Origin of the sequence: Arthrobacter sp. W4I7 (assembly GCF_030816215.1) — a bacterium.
Lineage (GTDB): Bacteria > Actinomycetota > Actinomycetes > Actinomycetales > Micrococcaceae > Arthrobacter > Arthrobacter siccitolerans_A.
This window is the reverse complement of sequence record NZ_JAUSXU010000001.1, coordinates 3,900,248-3,917,431: the sequence shown is the minus strand read 5'-3', so window position 1 is coordinate 3,917,431 and position 17,184 is coordinate 3,900,248. Positions and strand designations below refer to the sequence as shown.

The 17,184-nt window shown below is 66.0% G+C and carries 16 protein-coding genes; 7 read left to right on the top strand and 9 right to left on the bottom strand.

What is annotated here, in order from left to right:
- Complete coding sequence (gene purS, locus QF047_RS17660; RefSeq protein WP_003798434.1) at nt 1-252, bottom strand: phosphoribosylformylglycinamidine synthase subunit PurS; 252 nt, start codon at nt 250-252, stop codon at nt 1-3.
- 257 nt (nt 253-509) lie between these two features.
- Here purS and QF047_RS17655 point away from each other — a divergent pair, with 257 nt between their 5' ends.
- Together QF047_RS17655 and QF047_RS17650 are read left to right on the top strand one after the other, a co-directional pair.
- The gene (locus QF047_RS17655) at nt 510-692 is read left to right on the top strand and encodes a hypothetical protein (RefSeq protein ID WP_306637913.1); all 183 of its coding nucleotides are present in this window, start codon (nt 510-512) and stop codon (nt 690-692) included.
- A 283-nt stretch (nt 693-975) separates the two neighbouring features.
- Nucleotides 976-4,080 carry a S8 family serine peptidase gene (locus QF047_RS17650; RefSeq protein ID WP_307282039.1) on the top strand — a complete coding sequence of 1,035 codons (3,105 nt, stop codon included), beginning with the start codon at nt 976-978 and terminating at the stop codon, nt 4,078-4,080.
- A gap of 71 nt (nt 4,081-4,151) precedes the next feature.
- Here the strand turns inward: QF047_RS17650 and QF047_RS17645 are convergent, their stop codons facing one another.
- From QF047_RS17645 to QF047_RS17630, 4 genes are read right to left on the bottom strand one after another with little or no spacing between them, the layout of a single operon-like run.
- Nucleotides 4,152-4,499: a serine protease inhibitor gene (locus QF047_RS17645; protein ID WP_306637916.1), complete on the bottom strand. Its 348-nt coding sequence runs from the start codon at nt 4,497-4,499 to the stop codon at nt 4,152-4,154.
- A complete protein-coding gene (locus QF047_RS17640; protein ID WP_373427778.1) occupies nt 4,496-5,449 on the bottom strand; it encodes a 3-methyladenine DNA glycosylase in 954 nt (317 codons plus the stop codon). Before QF047_RS17640 ends, QF047_RS17645 begins: the two co-directional genes overlap by 4 nt.
- Nucleotides 5,406-6,017: an SSI family serine proteinase inhibitor gene (locus tag QF047_RS17635; RefSeq protein ID WP_307279724.1), complete on the bottom strand. Its 612-nt coding sequence runs from the start codon at nt 6,015-6,017 to the stop codon at nt 5,406-5,408. The genes QF047_RS17640 and QF047_RS17635 overlap by 44 nt, the downstream gene beginning before the upstream one ends.
- 34 nt (nt 6,018-6,051) lie before the next feature.
- Complete coding sequence (locus QF047_RS17630; protein WP_307279721.1) at nt 6,052-6,558, bottom strand: MarR family winged helix-turn-helix transcriptional regulator; 507 nt, start codon at nt 6,556-6,558, stop codon at nt 6,052-6,054.
- A 77-nt stretch (nt 6,559-6,635) separates the two neighbouring features.
- Here QF047_RS17630 and QF047_RS17625 point away from each other — a divergent pair, with 77 nt between their 5' ends.
- Nucleotides 6,636-6,878 (top strand): hypothetical protein, encoded by a 243-nt coding sequence (locus QF047_RS17625; RefSeq protein WP_307279717.1) that lies wholly within the window; start codon nt 6,636-6,638, stop codon nt 6,876-6,878.
- Between the two features lie 175 nt (nt 6,879-7,053).
- On the top strand, nt 7,054-7,269 hold the full coding sequence (locus tag QF047_RS17620) for a hypothetical protein (RefSeq protein ID WP_306637924.1): 216 nt from the start codon (nt 7,054-7,056) through the stop codon (nt 7,267-7,269).
- Nucleotides 7,270-7,400: 131 nt separating this feature from the next.
- Here QF047_RS17620 and QF047_RS17615 read toward each other — a convergent pair whose 3' ends face one another.
- Entirely contained in the window at nt 7,401-8,759 is a 1,359-nt protein-coding gene (locus tag QF047_RS17615; protein ID WP_306637927.1) for an aspartate kinase, read from the bottom strand.
- 244 nt (nt 8,760-9,003) lie between these two features.
- Between QF047_RS17615 and QF047_RS17610 the strand changes: the two genes are divergently transcribed.
- The 3 genes from QF047_RS17610 (at nt 9,004) to QF047_RS17600 (ending at nt 12,263) form a co-directional block, all read left to right on the top strand.
- Nucleotides 9,004-9,969, top strand: coding sequence for an ABC transporter ATP-binding protein (locus QF047_RS17610; RefSeq protein WP_307279710.1), 966 nt, complete (start codon nt 9,004-9,006; stop codon nt 9,967-9,969).
- Nucleotides 9,966-11,096, top strand: a complete 1,131-nt coding sequence (locus QF047_RS17605) for an ABC transporter permease (protein ID WP_307279707.1) — start codon at nt 9,966-9,968, stop codon at nt 11,094-11,096. The genes QF047_RS17610 and QF047_RS17605 overlap by 4 nt, the downstream gene beginning before the upstream one ends.
- Nucleotides 11,097-11,183: 87 nt before the next feature.
- Nucleotides 11,184-12,263 carry a hypothetical protein gene (locus QF047_RS17600; protein WP_307279705.1) on the top strand — a complete coding sequence of 360 codons (1,080 nt, stop codon included), beginning with the start codon at nt 11,184-11,186 and terminating at the stop codon, nt 12,261-12,263.
- Here QF047_RS17600 and QF047_RS17595 read toward each other — a convergent pair.
- The 3 genes from QF047_RS17595 to QF047_RS17585 form a co-directional block, all read right to left on the bottom strand.
- Nucleotides 12,252-12,848: a GNAT family N-acetyltransferase gene (locus tag QF047_RS17595; RefSeq protein WP_306637934.1), complete on the bottom strand. Its 597-nt coding sequence runs from the start codon at nt 12,846-12,848 to the stop codon at nt 12,252-12,254. The genes QF047_RS17600 and QF047_RS17595 overlap by 12 nt on opposite strands.
- Before the next feature lie 14 nt (nt 12,849-12,862).
- Nucleotides 12,863-13,462: a recombination mediator RecR gene (gene recR / locus QF047_RS17590; RefSeq protein ID WP_091421154.1), complete on the bottom strand. Its 600-nt coding sequence runs from the start codon at nt 13,460-13,462 to the stop codon at nt 12,863-12,865.
- Between the two features lie 144 nt (nt 13,463-13,606).
- Nucleotides 13,607-17,155 carry a DNA polymerase III subunit gamma and tau gene (locus QF047_RS17585; RefSeq protein WP_307279702.1) on the bottom strand — a complete coding sequence of 1,183 codons (3,549 nt, stop codon included), beginning with the start codon at nt 17,153-17,155 and terminating at the stop codon, nt 13,607-13,609.
- Between the last annotated feature and the right edge of the window lie 29 nt (nt 17,156-17,184).

Below are 17,184 nucleotides of genomic sequence, written 5' to 3'. Positions count from 1 at the left end.
TCAGGCCTCGACGACCTCGACGTTGACGACGTCCTCGATCACGGGGTTGGACAGCAGGGTCTCTGCGGCATCACGCGCCTGGGCCAGGATGTCCTCGGTCACCTCGCCGTCGACGGTCAGTTCGAAACGCTTGCCCTGGCGGACAGAGCTGAAGCTGGTGAAGCCCAGCCGGGGGAGGGCGCCGACGATAGCCTTCCCCTGCGGGTCCAGAATCTCGGGCTTGGGCATGACGTCAACAACGATCCGGGGCATCCGGTAACTCCTGTGCGTGAGCTTGGGTAAGGGCGCAGCTCAGTGGTGCCGTCTCACGCCGTACCGGGGTGTCGGGGGACACACTTGTTAACCTTGTGGACGGGCGCTCCGCGAGCTTGCTAGTCCATTCTACCGGCCGGAGCGTCCCACCCTGTATTCGGCGGATTCCAGTCACAAGCCTTGGCTGGACTCCGTGGTTCATGGGGCAGCAGGCCGTGGCTCTGGAGTTGGGCCGGTGGTGTTATTAGGATTGCTGAATGGCTGAGAAATCGAGATCCGTACTGTTGCCGATGGTTGCCGCCGCAGTGTTCGCCGGCCTGGGGCGGATGGTGCTGCAAAAGGTCAAAGCGGACCGGCTTGCGCGTGAGAATCGGGTTGCCGGACCGGTGGACGAAAAGACCAGGCAATGGATCAGCGACGTGGTCCGAACACCCCGGTAACAGGTTCCGGGCGGCATTTGGTCCGAGCTCATCGGGGCGTCCTGCGGGGCGCCCTTTTTCCTGCCCCTTTGCACCTCCACGCGCTGCATATGACTGGTAAAAAAATCGCTTTTGTGCCCTATGTCATATCGAGCTATCAGTCTGTACCCTGTGAATCGTCTGGTCGTGCGGAATGACAAGGTCTGTAATTCCCCGCGTCAAGACCGTCATTTCGGGCCCGCAACCATGGCTGGGCCGGTACCTCGTGAAAGGGTTGCACGTGAGATCTACTGGAAAGAGCCCCTTGCGGGCCGGGGGATTCCGGAAGGCTGCCGCGCTGGCCGTGGGTTTGCCACTCCTCCTCACCTCGATGGCCGCAAATCCGGCCATCGCGGCGCCCGCCGGCAAGGATGTGGCTATCGGGGCACAAAATGCAGCGTCTGCCGGGTTCGCTGGCGGCCGCTACATTGTTGTCCTCGCAGGTGCAGCAGCCGCGGCCTATGAGGGTGAGACTCCGGGGCTTGCGCCCACCAAGCCCCAGAATGGCCGCAAGCTGGACACTGGAAGCCCCAACTACAAGGCGTACGACGCACACCTGCGCCAGCAGCAGCGGGACCTCGCTGCCAGCCAGGGGGTCACGCCGCAAAAGCAGTTCACCGCTGCCCTCAACGGTTTCAGTGCCCAGTTGACTGCAGCGCAGGCCATGGAGCTGTCCAAGGACAAGAAGGTCCTGGCGGTGGCGCCGGACGTGGAGAATGCCCCGGACTACACCACCACGGACTTCCTCAAGCTGACCGGACCCGACGGTATGTGGGCCAAGCAGTTTGGTGGGGAAGCCAACGCCGGCAAGGGCGTGGTGGTTGGGGTCATCGACTCCGGCTATGCCCCCGACAACCCCTTCCTGCAGGGCGAACCCGTCCAGCCGTTGAGCGGCCAGGCGCAGGTGGGCGTCCCCTACCGCACCGCAGATGGCAAAATCGCCATGCTCAAGGCCGATGGAACTGTCTTCGAGGGTGAATGCCAGAAGGGCGAGGGGACGGGCGCGTCCTTCGACGGCTCGCTGTGCAACTCCAAGGTGATCGGCGCCAGGTACTTCGCTGACTCCTTCCTGCAGTTCGTAGCACCGGAGAACCGGGCCCCTGAAGAACTCATTTCCCCGGTGGACGTCGGCAGCCACGGCACCCACACCGCCACGACGGCAGCCGGGAACGCAAACGTGGAGCAGGTCTTGGACGGCACCAGCTTTGGCAAGAGCTCCGGGGTCGCCCCCGCTGCAAAGGTCTCCGTCTACAAGATCTGCTGGGAGGACACCAACCCTGGCACGGGAGGCTGCTACTCCTCCGCCTCAGTGGAGGCAGTGGACGCCGCCATCAAGGACGGGGTGGATGTCCTGAACTACTCCATTTCAGGCAACAACAACAGCACCACCGATCCTGTGGCACTGGCATTCCTGAATGCTGCCGCCGCAGGGGTCTTCGTCTCCGCTTCGGCCGGCAACTCCGGCCCCACCGAGTCCACCGTCAACCACTCCGCACCCTGGCTGACCACGGTGGCCGCATCCACCTTCCCCAGCGATCTTCTTGGAACCGTCAAGGTCTCCGACGGCTCGTTGTACCGTGGAGCTTCGATCATGAAGTCCGAAGTGGCAGACAAGCCGGTTGTTGTCGCAGCCGCCGCGGCAGCTGCAGGTGCCGCCAATCCAAACCTTTGCGGCCCCGGTTCACTTGATGCTGCGAAGGTGGCGGGCAAGGTGGTGGTCTGTGACCGCGGCGTTGTAGACAGGACGGCCAAGAGCCAGGAGGTCCAGGACAAGGGCGGCGTCGGAATGATCCTGGTGAACCTCACCAGCAGCTCCGAAGATGCGGACAACCACGTGCTGCCCACCGTGCACGTGAATGCCCCGAAGAGCCTGGAACTGAAGTCCAAGCTGGAAGCCAACCCGGCACTGACCGTCAGCCTGGTCAAGGGGGACCTGACCGGTGAACCCCCGGCCGCGGCGCCGCAGGTTGCCGGGTTCTCCTCCCGCGGGCCAAGCCTCGCTTCCGGCGGTGACTTGCTGAAACCCGACATCGCGGCGCCCGGCGTCAACGTCCTGGCCGGCGTCTCCACCATCGGCAACCATGGAGCCCAGTTCGGCTTTATGTCCGGCACCTCGATGGCAGCACCGCACATCGCCGGATTCGGCGCGCTGGTGCTCAGCAAGCAGCCCCAGTGGACCCCCGCCATGGTCAAGTCGGCCATGATGACCACGGCCTACCCGTTGGTCAAGGCTGACGGCTCGCCGAACACGGATCCGTTCCAGGGGGGAGCCGGACACATTGACTCAACCCGTGTCCTGGATCCGGGCCTGGTCTACAACTCCGGCATCAAAGACTGGCTGGGGTTCCTCAACGGCCAGGGCGTGGACACCGGTGCCCCGCAGGCCGGGACCATCGCCGCCCGGGACTTGAACCTGCCCTCGATCGCGCTTGGCAGCCTGGTGGGCGAAGTCCAGGTCAAGCGCCAGCTGACCGCCCTGGTTCCCGGCATGTACCGGCCCGAAGTCAACCTGCCGGGCTTCAACGTCCAGGTGGAACCGCAATCACTGAATTTCGCCAAGTCAGGCCAGACGCGTGAGGTTACCCTGACCATCAGGAACGTCAGCGCCCCGGTGGGCAAGTTCAGCACCGGCAGCCTTACGTGGAAGGGCCCGCGCACCGTGAGCTCGCCGATCGCCATCCGGCCCGTGGACGCACAGATCGCACCGTCGTTCTCCTTCGACGCGGCAACCGGAACCGGCAGCGGGACCATGGAACTGGTCTCCGGGTCGGACAACCCCATCAAGGTAGGGGTGGAAGGCCTTGCTCCGCTGAGCCAGACTGCCATCACCAAGACCCCCGGGGAATACGCGCCGGCCAACGATGCGCACAACGCACTGCTCCGGGTGACAGTGCCGGAAGGAGCATCCTTCGCCCGCCTGGGTGTCCAGGCCCAATCCAACGACGTCGACTGGGACATGGTGGTCTACGCACCGAATGCCGCGGGAGGACTGACGGCAACCCAGGTGGCGACGGCTTCGGCCAGCGAGTTCCTGGATCTGGAGGCGCCGCGTGCCGGCACCTACTACATCGTGGCCAACCTATACTCCACGCCGGACAACGGGGCGGCCACGGCGACGGTTCAGGCCGTGACATTTGCCGGGGATGCGGGCAACCTCACGGTGGACCCCAATCCGATCCTGGCTCCCAACGGCACCGCCACCTCGGCCACACTGTCCTGGACAGGCCTGTCCGAAGGGGCCTACCTGGCGCGCCTGAGCCTGGGCGATAACGGCATCAGGACCTGGGTCAACGTCCAGGTGGGTGCAGCCTCGGCAGCCCCATCGGGAGCTCCACAGGTAGCCTTCGCGGACGGCGTCCCCGCGGCTTAGCAGCAGGCGTTTACAAAAAGCAGGATCCCGGGCGGTTGGACCGTCCGGGATCCTGCTTTTTGCCGGTAAATCTAGGTGCTGCCCCAGGCGCCACCCGTGCTGCCCAACAGGGGTGCCATTGCCTTCCACCGGGAGATTTCGCAGCCGTCCGTCCGCGTGAATACAGAATCGACCGGGCGCCCGTGGAACGTCCCGGTGACCAGGGCAACCTGCGGCCCGCCGTACTGCTGGGTGCACAGCCTGGGCGGCCCGGGCTTCGGGAAGAAGATGTCCTCACCGTGCTCCCGGACTGCTGCCAGCGCAGCTTCCGGATCCGGGAGGTTGCTCTCAGCGGAATGGCCGTCGTCGTCGGCCACCAGCCGAAAGAGGTATTCGGCTGCCTCAGGGGTTTCCCGAAGCCTGATGGTCAGGTCGATCATGACGCAGCATCTCCTGTGAGCGCGGCCAGCTCGAGGGCAAGCTTTTCACGGAGTGCGGCTGCCTCGGCGGCGAAAGAACGCTGGCGTTCCACGTAGGCGGCTTTGCCCTGCTGGGTTTCGATGGGAATGGCCGGGTAGCCCCATTCGGCGAGGTCGTACGGGGACGCCTGCATGTCCATGACCCGGATCCGCCAGGACAGCTCAAAGCAATCCATCACCAGTTCGCTGGGCAGGGCCGGCAGCAGCTTGTAGGCCCACTTGTACAGGTCCATGTTGGCGTGCAGGCACCCCGGCTGCTCCAGCTGCCGCTGGGTTTCACGGCTGGGTGCCAGTTCATTGAGCGGGATGGCATCCGGGGTGTAGAAGCGGAATGCATCGAAGTGGGTGCAACGGATCCGGTTGTCCTCCACTACCTTGTCCGTCCCGGCTGATCCGAGGCGCAGCTGCAGGTACTCGTGCCGCAGGTCGAACCGGTCCTGGTGGTAGACCATAGCCCACTCGTGCAGGCCGAAGCAGCCAAACTGGGCCGGGCGTGCAGCGGTACCGAGCAGGATGATGCCCGCAAAGGAGACCGCATCCTTGCGGTCGGCGAGAAAGCCGGCGCGGTCAAAGGTAACCGCGGTACTTCCAGGCGGCAGGCCCAGGGAGGCCAGCTCGTCGTCGTCGGGCGTCCGGTAGTGTTTCCAGCCGCGGCGGACAGCCGCCTCCTTACCCGTAAGGACGACGCCGGCACCCGGGTGCCAGCGCCGGAGCTGGCCTGGTTTCTGGGTGTAGTACGTGAAGAGGAAGTCCTCCACAGGGTGCTTTTGCCCGGCGGAGCGCCGGGCAAGGTAGGGGTCCGCATAGCGGCCGACGCGCTGCTGGTGGGCTTCCTCCCTGGCCCGCCATTCGTCCGCCGCGAGGACCCTAATATGCGCCACCGGTGGCACCGATGACGTTCTGGGCAGCATCCCAGGCGCTGATTTCGCAACCGTTGGTGCGTTTGAAGACGTCATCGACAGGGACGCCGTCCACCACTCCGGTAACCGTGGCTTCCTGGGGACCGCCGTACTGCTGCGTGCACACCTGGTCAGTCCGGAGGGCCGGGGGAGCCAGCAGGGCCGCGTTTTCCTTCAGGGCTGCACAGCCGGCATCGGCGTTGGGGTGCTTGCTTTCAGAATCGGGCACGCCGCTGACGCAGACCAGGGTGTAATTGACCTCCGGCTCACCGGCCGATGGTTTGACGGTGATCGCCAGTTCGGCATTGCCCTGTCCGGGGCCGGCTGATGGTCCTGTAGCTGGCCCGGGTGAGGGGGCCGGGACAGTTGATTCGGCGTCCGGGGACGTGTTGCCGGAGGGGGTGGCCGATGACGATGCCGAAGAGGGGGCTGCGGGGCTGGCCGAGGCGTCACCGGACGGCGTGCCGCCGCCCTGGCCCGGGGAGCAGGCGGGCAACAGCAGGAGCGACGCCAACAGCAGCACTGTGGAGTGCACCCTGCCTGCCTGCAGATGGTGCCCGCGCCGTGGCCTGTCCGTCATGCTGCCATTCTACTGCCCCAGCCCCGCCCGCAGGCTAAGCCTGCCGGCCCTGGGAGGTAGCTTCGATAAGGCCCATCATGGATGCGTGCAGCTCGCTGACCTGGTCCCGCGTCAGGCCCAGGCGCTCCATCATGGTCCCGGGGACCTTAAGCGCCTCCTGTCGCAGCGCCGCACCCGCGGGGGTCAGGTCAACGGCGAGGGCGCGCTCGTTGCCGTCCACCCGCCGTCGTGAGATCAGGCCCGATGCCTCAAGGCGCCGCAGCAGGGGCGAGATAGTGGCCGGTTCCTGGGCCAGGGCATCACTGATGTTCCGCACTGTCCGGGGACTGGATTCCCAGAGGCACAACATCACGAGGTACTGCGGGTGGGTGAGGTTCAACCTCTCCAGTACGGGCTTGTAGGCTCCCACCACGCTGCGGGCTGCCACTGTCAGGGCGAAGCACAGCTGATGCTCCAGGAGGAGGTCATCATCCTTCGGGGTGACAGTACCGGCAGTGGTGCCAGCCGGGCTGGCGGTGGCAGTGCTGGTTGCAGGGTTCATCGGGACTCCAATTGTTAGTGCACTAACTATTAGCGTACACTGTTGTTGATCAAGAGGTCACTGGAAGGAGTCGGTTCATGGGTAAGGCAAGCCGTGGAGGCAGGGGAAACGCTTCGCAGCGCTTCATGCGGGCAACCGGTAAGCTGCGGGCAGTTTTTGGTCCGGCCAGCCGCACGTCGCTGATCCATGACATGACGGAGGAAAACCGCCGGCTCCTGGCCCAGCGCGAGGCTGAAACCCAGCAGTGGGAGACCGTCACGCGCCCCGACGGCAGCACCTACGTGGTGCCCCGGAACCCGGAAGACAAATCACTTCGCTGACCCTGCTGCGGAAATTGGTGCCGGTTCAGCATCTGTTCTTCGCACCTGCTTCTTCCGCACTGCAGGTCCTTTTCAGGGCGCCGGGCGTAAAATAAGGGCACTGGCTCCGCCAGGAGCACGGGCATTTCTCTTTGGTACGGCTCTTTCCCCGGCATACGGGAAGGGGGTGGAAAATATGGCACATTTCATTGACGGGTTCATGAGCGTGACGGACAGGCTCCGCTTCCTCTTTGGCCCCGCCACGCGGGTGGACTCCAATTTGCCGGTAGTGCACAGGCATGACGAGTTCGAGCAGGCCTCGGAGGAGGAGCTGACGCACTTCATGGTGGAAAGCGACTCGGAAGGCCATCACTACGCGGTACGTCGCGACGACCTCCAGAACGAAGCCTGACCCAGCCGCCCCGGACAGCACTGCTATGGCCTGACTCGAAAAAATGCACTGGTGACGGACTCAGTCCGTCACCAGTGCATTTTTTGTGTGGCAGGCAGCTTTGCAGCGGAACCCTTTGCTGTGCGGAGCGGCTACCGGCCGGTGCCGCCGTACACCGTGGCTTCACTTTCGCTGTCCAGCTCAAAGGCCCGGTGGATTACCCGCACGGCCTCGTCCAGCAGGTCGGCGTGGGTAACAACCGAGATGCGGATCTCCGAGGTGGAGATCATGTTGATGTTGATGCCGGCGCCCGAAAGTGCCTTGAAGAACGTGGCGGAGACGCCGGGGTGGGAGCGCATGCCGGCACCGATCAGGGACAGCTTGCCGATCTGTTCGTTGTACTCGATGGTCTCGAAGCCGATCTGGTCCTGGGCTGCATGCAGCGCTGCCAGGGCGTCGGCGCCTTCAACGATGGGCAGCGTGAAGGAGATGTCCGTCCGGCCGGTGCCGTGGGTGGACACGTTCTGCACAATCATGTCGATGTTCGAGTGCGCATCGGCAATGACCTGGAAGATGGCGGCAGCCTTGCCGGGAATGTCCGGAACACCAACAACGGTGACCTTGGCTTCGGAACGGTCGTGCGCGACGCCGGAGATGATTGGCTGCTCCAAGGCAACTCCCTCTTGTGTGGTGATCTTGTCTTCGGCGCTGGGGATGACCCAGGTGCCTTCATGCTGGCTGAATGACGAGCGGACGTGCAGCGGCACGCCGAACCTGCGCGCGTACTCGACGCAGCGAAGGTGCAGGATCTTGGCTCCTGAGGCTGCGAGTTCAAGCATTTCCTCGCTGGAGATCGTGTCGATCTTCTGGGCCGAGGGCACCACGCGCGGATCCGCGGTGTAGATACCGTCCACGTCGGTGTAGATTTCGCAGACATCGGCCTCGAGGGCCGCTGCCAGCGCCACAGCCGTGGTGTCGGAACCGCCGCGGCCAAGGGTGGTGATCTCGTTCGTGGCGCGGCTCATGCCCTGGAAACCCGCCACGATGGCGATGTTTCCCTTATCGAGCGCGGTGCGGATCCGGTGGGGGTCGACGTCGATGATCCGGGCCTTGCCGTGGATGCCGTCGGTGATCATGCCGGCCTGGGAACCGGTAAAGGACTGGGCAGAGGCGCCCAGCTTGTTGATGGCCATGGCCAGGAGTGCCATGGAGATGCGCTCACCGGCGGACAGCAGCATGTCCATTTCGCGGGCAGGGGCGGAGTCGGTCACCTGGGCGGCGAGGTCCAGGAGTTCGTCAGTGGTGTCGCCCATGGCAGAGACCACAACGACTACTTCATTGCCGGCAGCATGGGCGTCCACAACGCGTGCAGCCACCCGCTTGACGCCATTGGCGTCCGCCACCGAGGACCCGCCAAATTTCTGCACGATGAGCTGTTTGGTCACGGCGCCGCCGGCGGGCAGCCCCTGCGGCTGCGTTGCGTTGTGCACTTCGGTAGTGGGCGTACTCATGCGCGAACCTTCACTGGATCAATTTGGAGTCCGGCCAGGCAGCCGTAATGCTGTGTGGCCCTGACCCGGGGGAACTAGCGCCATTGTTGGCGCGACTTCTTCGCACCAGTTTATCGCCGCCCACGGCCAGGGGTTGAATTGTGACCGAATATCAGCTCGCAGGGCGCCTGCCGGCACGCTCTGCGGGCGTACGCTCAAAACCGTCAGCATGCATCACAAACTGTGGGGGACAGGTGCGCAATACATGGCAATGATTTCTGAGTTACCGGACGGTGTGGCCGGGCGGGAGCCCGGCGGCGGCATCACGGCCCGGGCGGTGAGCCGCAGCTTCGGCGCGGTGCGCGCCGTCGAGCATATGGACTTCCACGCACCGGCGGGCAAAGTGACAGCCCTGATCGGCCCGAACGGGGCCGGCAAAACAACGCTGCTGCTGATGCTGGCTTCGTTGCTGGCACCGGACGAGGGCAGCATCAGTGTGGGCGGTCTCGATCCGCGCCGGGACCGGGCGGCAGTGCGCCGCCGGCTGGGCTGGATGCCGGACACCCTGGGAGTGTGGGAGTCGCTGACGGCACGGGAAGTCCTCACCCAGATGGCCCGCTTCTACCGGCTTCCCGCCCAGGGCATCGGGCAGCGCGTTGCGGAGCTGCTTGAACGGGTCCGGCTGGACGACCTTGCGGACCAGCCGGCGCGGGTGCTCTCGCGCGGGCAGCAGCAGCGGCTTAGCCTTGCGCGGGCCCTCATCCACGACCCTTCCGTCCTTTTGCTCGACGAGCCGGCATCGGGCCTGGACCCCGGCTCCCGGGTGGAGCTTCGGCTGATGCTGCGGCAATTGGCGGCCGAGGGCAAGGCAGTGGTGGTTTCGTCCCACGTGCTCAGCGAACTTGATGAAATTGCCGACGGCGCGGTGTTCGTCAACAGGGGCCGTACCGTCAGGCAGCAGACCACTGAGCAGGCTGCCGCCGCCGGGCGGAGGTATGCCGTTACCGCTTCGGACATGGCGGCACTCGCTGCCAAACTCACCGGACTTGGCCTGGCGTTCCGCCTCGAGGACGGACGCCGTCCGGCTGTCAGCCTGATGCTCGGCGACGACAGCGATGCCGAACGGCTGCTGCGTGAGCTGGTGATGGCCGGCGTCGGGGTTAATTCCTTTGCCCCTGCAACAGGCGCCCTTGAAGAGACGTACATGAGCCTCGAAGGGGAGCAGGAATGAGCCACGTGACAGAGAACCGGCAAGACAGAGCCGGCACGACAACTGGCGGCTACCTGCCCGGTATCCGGGACGTGGTGGTGCTTGAGCTCAAGCAGCGGCTGCGGTCCCGTGGCTGGTACATCATGCTGGCCATCTGGTTTGTCCTGACGGGCCTGGTGACCTGGCTGACGTGGGCCAGCTGGAATGCTTCCCAGGAGGCGCAGCGCGCCTATTCCGGTTACGTGGCGCCTCCGGAGACCGGTCCGGGGTCCATGATCTTTGAGGTGGTCCTGGCCTTTGTCCTGCTCTTTGCCTTGCTGGTTGCCCCGGCGCTGTCCGCAAACGCCGTCAACGGTGACCGGGCCGGCGGCACGCTGGCCATCCTCCAGGTTACGCTGCTGCAGCCCGGCCAGATCCTGTGGGGCAAATTCGTTGCGGCCTGGGCGGCGGCCCTGGCCTTCCTGGTGGCCAGCACGCCGTTCCTGGTGATCGGCGTGGCACTGGGCGGCATGACCCCGGGGCACGTGCTGGTGGCGTTGCTGATGCTGGCGGTTGAGGTGGGGGTTGTCTGCGCCGTCGGTGTTGGCATTTCCGCGCTCGCCGGGCGGCCGCTGTTCTCGATAGTGGTCACGTACCTGGCCGTGGCTGCGCTTGCGGTGGGCACCCTGATCGCCTTTGGGCTGGGAACCGGGCTTACCCAGGGCACCATCATGGCAAACCAGCCGCAATACCGCGCGTATGAGCAGCTCAGCAACGGGCCGGCGGAGCCGCAGTACACGTGTTCTGGACCGCTGCAGGAGCAGAGGGTGATGCGGACCGAACGGGTTGCCTGGCTGCTGGCCATGAACCCTTACGTCGTGGTCGCTGACGCGATCCCCTACCCCGACCGGGCCGGCCAACAGGGGTTCCGCTCTGTAGGAGCAATTGAAAGTATCAGTCAGGGAGCGCGCTATGCACTTGCCGGTCCTGAAGGTACTTATCCGTGTGCCAACGGGGAGGTCAAGCCGCAGTATCTGGCGCAGTCAACACCGATGTGGCCGCTGGGGCTGGGCCTGCAGCTTTTGGTGGCGGCGCTCCTCATGTGGCTGGGTTGGCGGGCCCTCCGCACCCCCGCCCACAGACTGGCGCGCGGAACCCGCATAGCCTAGTTCCTCCTGTGGACAGGCCCGGTGCCGTGGGCCACGATGGACTGATCAGCCCGCCGGGCTGGGCCTGTTTCCGGAGGGGCTTGAACTGTGGCTGGTGACGAACGGCAGGATGGAAGCCGGCGGGGCGAAGAACCCGTGTACGAGGTCATTGGGGCAGGCCGGCTGAATCCTCCTGCAGCTGAGGACGAGGACGGCCTGCCCGGCGGCCCGGGCGCCGCCCGGGTGATCCTTGGCCAGGCCCTGCTGGACATCGCCTGGTCCTTCCGGTCAGGACGGTTCTGGTGGCAGGGGGCCATGATTCTCCTGGCATCCCTGGGCGCTGCGCTGTTGACGGTGGTGTTGGCGACAGGAGGTAACGTACCGCCTGATGCCTTCGGAGGCGCGTACATTCTGACGGCGGCTGTGCTGGTTGTGGTTTCCTGCGTGCTGGCCCTCCGGTGGGGACGCCATCCGGGCATAACGGAGGAAGGACGGAAACGTCCGGGAGCCGGACCGTTCCTGCACTGGACCGTAGCCTGTGGCCGGGGTGCCGCCTTTGCCGCGCTGTCCGCATTCTTCCTGCTTGGCCTGGCCCTGGCAACGAAGTCGTCACCCGCCTTGGCCGGAGTCGCGGCAGGCCTGGCCCTTCTGGAGTTCCTGGTTTTTGGCGCGATCGGGGCGGGCACCTTGTGGTGGTTCAGCAAGAACACGGGACGGGTGGTCGCGTGGAGTGCGTCCCTCCTGCTCCTGGCAGGAAATGTGCTTGCTGTTGCGCTGCTGCTTCCCGCCGTTCGGACCTCCGAGCACGTCCTTGTGGCGGTCAACATCGAACGCGATGACTCCGGGCAGTTGGTGTCGTGGCAATGCCTGCCCGAGCTGCGGGGCTCAGCTGAGGTCTATCACACCGAGCGGATCGCCTGGATCGCTGCAACCAACCCGCTGGTCCTGTTCACCGTCCTTGCCGCTGAATCCGCTTCCCAGGATGACGGGCCGGCGTGGCTTCCGGGGGAGATGCAAAACGCGGCTGACGGCTCCCAGGTTCCCTGTGTGGAGGGCCAGGAACGCGACCGCACAGCAGTGGAATCACCCCTGGCAGCGGTCGGTGTCGCCCTGCAACTGGCCGTAGGCGGGGTGTTCCTCGCCGGCGGTTCCATGGCTGCCAGGCACAAAGCCGCCTCAAGGCGATAAGTTCGGACGGTTTAGCCGAAACGTCAGCAAGGGGAGGCCTTTGCCCGCTCGTTCCCCGTCTGCGGGGAGAACCGGGTCACTCTGGAACCCGAGACTCCGGAGAAGCCGGAGGGACGGAGTGTTCGGTTCATAGACTGCCGCTGCAACCGTGTTGATCCCGCACTGCGTGAAGAGCCACGTCACCAGGGCAGCGGCAGCTTCACGTGCGTAACCGTGGTGGTGGTAATCGGGGTGCAGGACATAGGCCAGGGCAGCATGTCCGGCGGGATGTTTTCCGGGGGCGAGTACCCCCGGACCTGAGACCGCTGCGCTGTTCCAGGTGCGCGCATCCCCGATGACGTTTCCCGATTGCCGCAGGGTGATGGCCCAGCAGTAGTTGAACCAGGTGCCGGTGGATGCTTCGGCCAGGGCCAGGAGCTCCGTCAGCCTTTCCCTGTTGGCATCAACGGAGAGTGGTTCGTGGGAGAGGTACCGGGTGGCAGCGGGATTGCTCCGGTAGCTGTGGATGGCGGCCTCGTCCGAGCCCCTGATCAGCCGCAGGACAAGCCGCTCGGTGAGCAGCGGCATGATCTCGCGCGGAGGCATTCTTTTTACCCAGCTCAGGTGAGGGCGTTGCGGCGGCCCTCGAAGGCCCGCCCCAGCGTGACCTCGTCCGCATACTCCAGATCGCCGCCAACCGGAAGTCCGGACGCGAGCCGGGTCACGGCGATCCCGATGGTCTTCAACATCCTGGCAAGGTAGGTAGCCGTTGCCTCTCCCTCCAGGTTGGGATCGGTGGCGATGATCACTTCCTGGATGGCGCCGTCGTTCAGCCGGGTCAGGAGCTCGCGGATCCGCAGCTGCTCCGGACCGATGCCGGCGATCGGGTTAATGGCTCCGCCCAGTACGTGGTACCGGCCCCGGAACGACCGGGTGCGCTCCACCGCGAGAACATCCTTGGATTCCTCCACCACGCAGATCACTGCGGGATCACGCCGGGGGTCACGGCAGATGTTGCAGAGTTCCTGCTCCGTGACGTTGCCGCAGACGGTGCAGAATTTGACCCGTTCCTTCACGGTGGTGATGGCTTCCACCAGCCGCTTCATGTCCTGCGGGTCCGCTTCAAGGATGTGGAACGCCAGCCGCTGTGCGGATTTGGGGCCCACGCCGGGAAGGCGTCCGAGCTCGTCAATCAGCTCCTGGACAGCACCTTCGTACACGTTTTCCTCTTTAGCTAGGGGCGGATAGTTGATCAGTAGCGCGGCGGCACGGGGCTGCCGTCGAGGGAACGTTCCTCGATCAGCTTCCCGCCGAGGATACGTTCCACCGCGGCACGGCCGAAGACACCGGATGCCTCAATGGTCTCATCGTCGGGGCTCGGGATGTCCTGGACGTAGGTGGCTGCGGCCGGGATGGCCCGCGCCGGGGCTTTTGCCCGGCCTGCCTCGGCCTCGGGGCTGTTGGACAGACGCTGGTAAAGGCTCTGCCGTGTACCTGTTGGGGCAGGGGACGCCACCGGAGCAGGCGAGGCCGCGGGTACAGTCGGCGCCAGCGCGGCAGCGGGAACCGGCCGCGCCGCCGGAACCGGCGCGGCGGCGGGAGCGGCTGAGGCCATGGCGAACTCGCGAGACGGTTCCGGCGCAGATCCGGAAGGACCTGGGCTTGAGAGGCCTGGGTTTGAGCGATCCGGGCTGGAGGGAGCTGAACCGGGGGTAGCCATATTCATGCTGCCAGGAACGGAGGGCACCGGGTTCCATGCGCTGGCCTGCCGCCTGGGCCGTCGAAGGTGCAGGTGCTGCCAGGCCCCACTCGGCGTCTACCGCGGAGGCCGCGCCGGTGACCGGTATCGACGGGGGAATCTGCGCAACAGCCGGTTCGTAGTGGTGGGTTGGAGCGGCGGCAGCAGGTTCCTTGTCCGGAAGGCTGGCAGCCGGCGCTTTGCCCAGGTTGCTGTCCTCACCGACCACCCAGACGCCCGGTGCCTGCTCCACAGCACGGGTCCAAGGGTCGTGCGGTGTATCTCCGGCAGGTGCAGGCTTGGCGGACAAGGGTCCGGTGCTTGCCGGGGTCCCGCTGTTTGCCCGGGTTCCGGGCCGGGTACCCGGCAGGTCTCCAGCGGCTGAGGCGGCAGCTGGACCGGCTGCCCCGGGGTCTTCGCCGCTGCGCTCGCTGGCCCCGCCAGTCCCGCCAGCCCTGGCGGTACGTGCTTCCGGACGCCCCGAAGGGTCCCAGTCCATGGGAGGCTCTTCATCCAGCGGGGGAGCGTCTTCGTCCCGGGGCGGACCCCAGTCGTCATCCGAGTACGAGTAGTCACCGGCAGTGCTGTAAGGATCGGCCTGAGCCGAAGAGACCTGGGCCGAAGGAACCTGGGCCGAAGGGGCGGCGGGAGGGGCTGCCGCAGCGCGTGCTGGCGGGACGGCAGAAGAGGCCGCCGCAGCCTGGGGCGAAGAGGCGGCGGGAGGGGCTGCCGTCGGTTCAGCCGAATCAAGCTGAGCCGACGGGACCGGGGCAGGGGCAGGGGCCGGTTGAGCCTGGGAAGGGCGGTTGACTGGTTCAGGCTGAGCCGGGAACTCACCCGCGGCAGAGGCACGCTGGACCTTGCCCCCTTGGGGTAGTCCGGCTGCTGACGCGGCAGTACGCCCGGCGGGGGCGTCGGCCTCAGCGCTTCCCGAAGTGGACCCCTGGCCTGTCGCCAACGACGCGGGGGATGTTGTGGCCGCCTCGGCTGGCGGGGACGACGGCGCGGGGGCCAGTCCCCAGGCAACGTCAGCTGACGTTGCCGGGGCGGGCCGGCTAGCGGGTGCTTTTGGGTTTGGTTCAGAGCTCGCCCGGTCGCCGCCGGCCACCGCGGTGATCTGGCAGTCGATACCCATAGTCTTGTGGATTGCCTGCCGCAGGTTTTCCGAATGGTCTGCCCGGCCGAAGGCGCCCGCGAGTCCGGACGTGGTGAACGAAAGAGTAAGTGTGTGTCCGTCGAAGGCGCTCACTTGGGCATTGGGCTCAACGAGTGCCCAGGTGCTGCGCTTGATCCTCGTCAGTGTCTGCAGGACGTCCGGCCACGCGCGGCGCAGCACTTCGACGTCGCCCATAGCTGCCGGCGGAGCGCCGGGAACGGAGGCAGCCGGACCTGCAGGCGCCGTCCCGGGTTGAGCAGGCCCAGCGGGAGCTGTTCGGGAATCAGAGTGCGCAGTTGGGGTGGGCTCCGGCCGCACGTCAGGAGCGTTCCGGGCATCGGGTCCTGCAGCCTGCGTAGTGCCGGTTGACCGTGCCCCCTGAGTTTGGCCCCCTGCAGGAGCTGCGGTTCCGGGGTCTGCTGTAGGGGGAACTGCGCTGTTGGACACTGCGGCGGGGGCAGGCTCCGCGTTTGGGCGCGCACCAGCCGGGGCGGGGCGGGTCCCTGCCGGAGCCTCAACGGGCCAGTCGCTGGTGCTAACACGGGGCGGTGTCAGGGGAGCGCGGGTTCCGTCGTCCGTGGGAGCGGAACCGGCGGCAGGCGTGGTTTCCGGGGCTGCTGCAGCAGCAGGCTCGTGCCGTGCAGGACCGGATACAGCAGGTTCGGCAGGCGCGGAGGCTGCGGGTACCGTCCGTGCCGGCTCCGCCCGGACGGAGCCGGGGCCGGATGCAGGGCCAGACACGGAGCCCGATGCTGGGGCCGGTGCGGCATTCCCACCAGCGGCGTCCTGACCTGCCGGTGCAGGCTGGTGCCCCGCCGCCACGGCGGCGGGAGTACCGACGTCGTTTCCGGCGTAATTGAGCCGGCGTTCCACGCGGTCAATCCGCGCTGCCATGCCGCGCTCGTTCTGCTCTGAACTGGGCAGCAGTATCCGGGCACACAGGAGCTCCAGGTGCAGCCGGGGGGAGGTAGCGCCAGTCATTTCGGTCAATGCCGTATTGGTGACGTCTGCGGCGCGGGACAACTCGGCGCCGCCAAGGTTGTGGGCCTGGTTCTTCAGGCGCGCGATCTGGTCGGCAGGCATGCCGCGGAGGATGGTCTGCGCGCTTTCGGGCATGGCCTGGACAATGATGAGGTCGCGGAAGCGTTCCAGCAGGTCCTCGACGAACCGGCGCGGATCATGGCCGGTCTGGATGACCCGGTCCACGGCGCGGAAAACGGTGGCAGCGTCCGATGCGGCAACCGCCTCCACGACGTCATCCAGCAACGAAGCGTGAGTGTAGCCGAGGAGCGCAACGGCAAGTTCGTAGTCCAGGCCGTTGGGCCCGGCACCCGCCATCAGCTGGTCCAGGACAGAAAGAGAATCACGGACAGAACCGCCGCCGGCACGGATCACCAGCGACAGTACTCCGGGCGCCACCGGGACATTCTCCTTGTTGCACAGAAGTTCCAGGTAGGCCATCAGCGGCTCGGGCGGCACCAACCGGAAGGGATAGTGGTGCGTCCGGGAGCGGATGGTGCCGATGACCTTGTCCGGCTCAGTGGTGGCGAAGATGAACTTGATGTGTTCCGGTGGTTCTTCGACGATCTTCAGTAGGGCGTTGAATCCGGCGGACGTCACCATGTGGGCTTCGTCGATGATGAAAATCTTGTAGCGGTCCCGCACGGGAGCGTAAGTGGCCCGCTCGCGCAGGTCCCGCGCGTCGTCCACGCCACCATGGCTGGCGGCGTCGATCTCGATGACGTCCAGCGAACCGGACCCGCCGCGGGCGAGCTCAACGCAGCTGGGGCAGGTGCCGCAAGGGGTATCCGTGGGGCCCTTGGCGCAGTTCAGGCAGCGCGCCAGAATTCGTGCTGAAGTGGTTTTTCCGCAGCCCCTGGGGCCGGAAAACAGGTAAGCATGGTTAACGCGGTTTTTCCGCAAAGCCGTCATCAGCGGCTCGGTGACATGCTCCTGCCCGATAACGTCAGCGAACGAGTCTGGACGGTATCTGCGGTAGAGGGCGGTAGTAACTGTCACAGAGAAAACCCTACCAATCCGGGCTGACA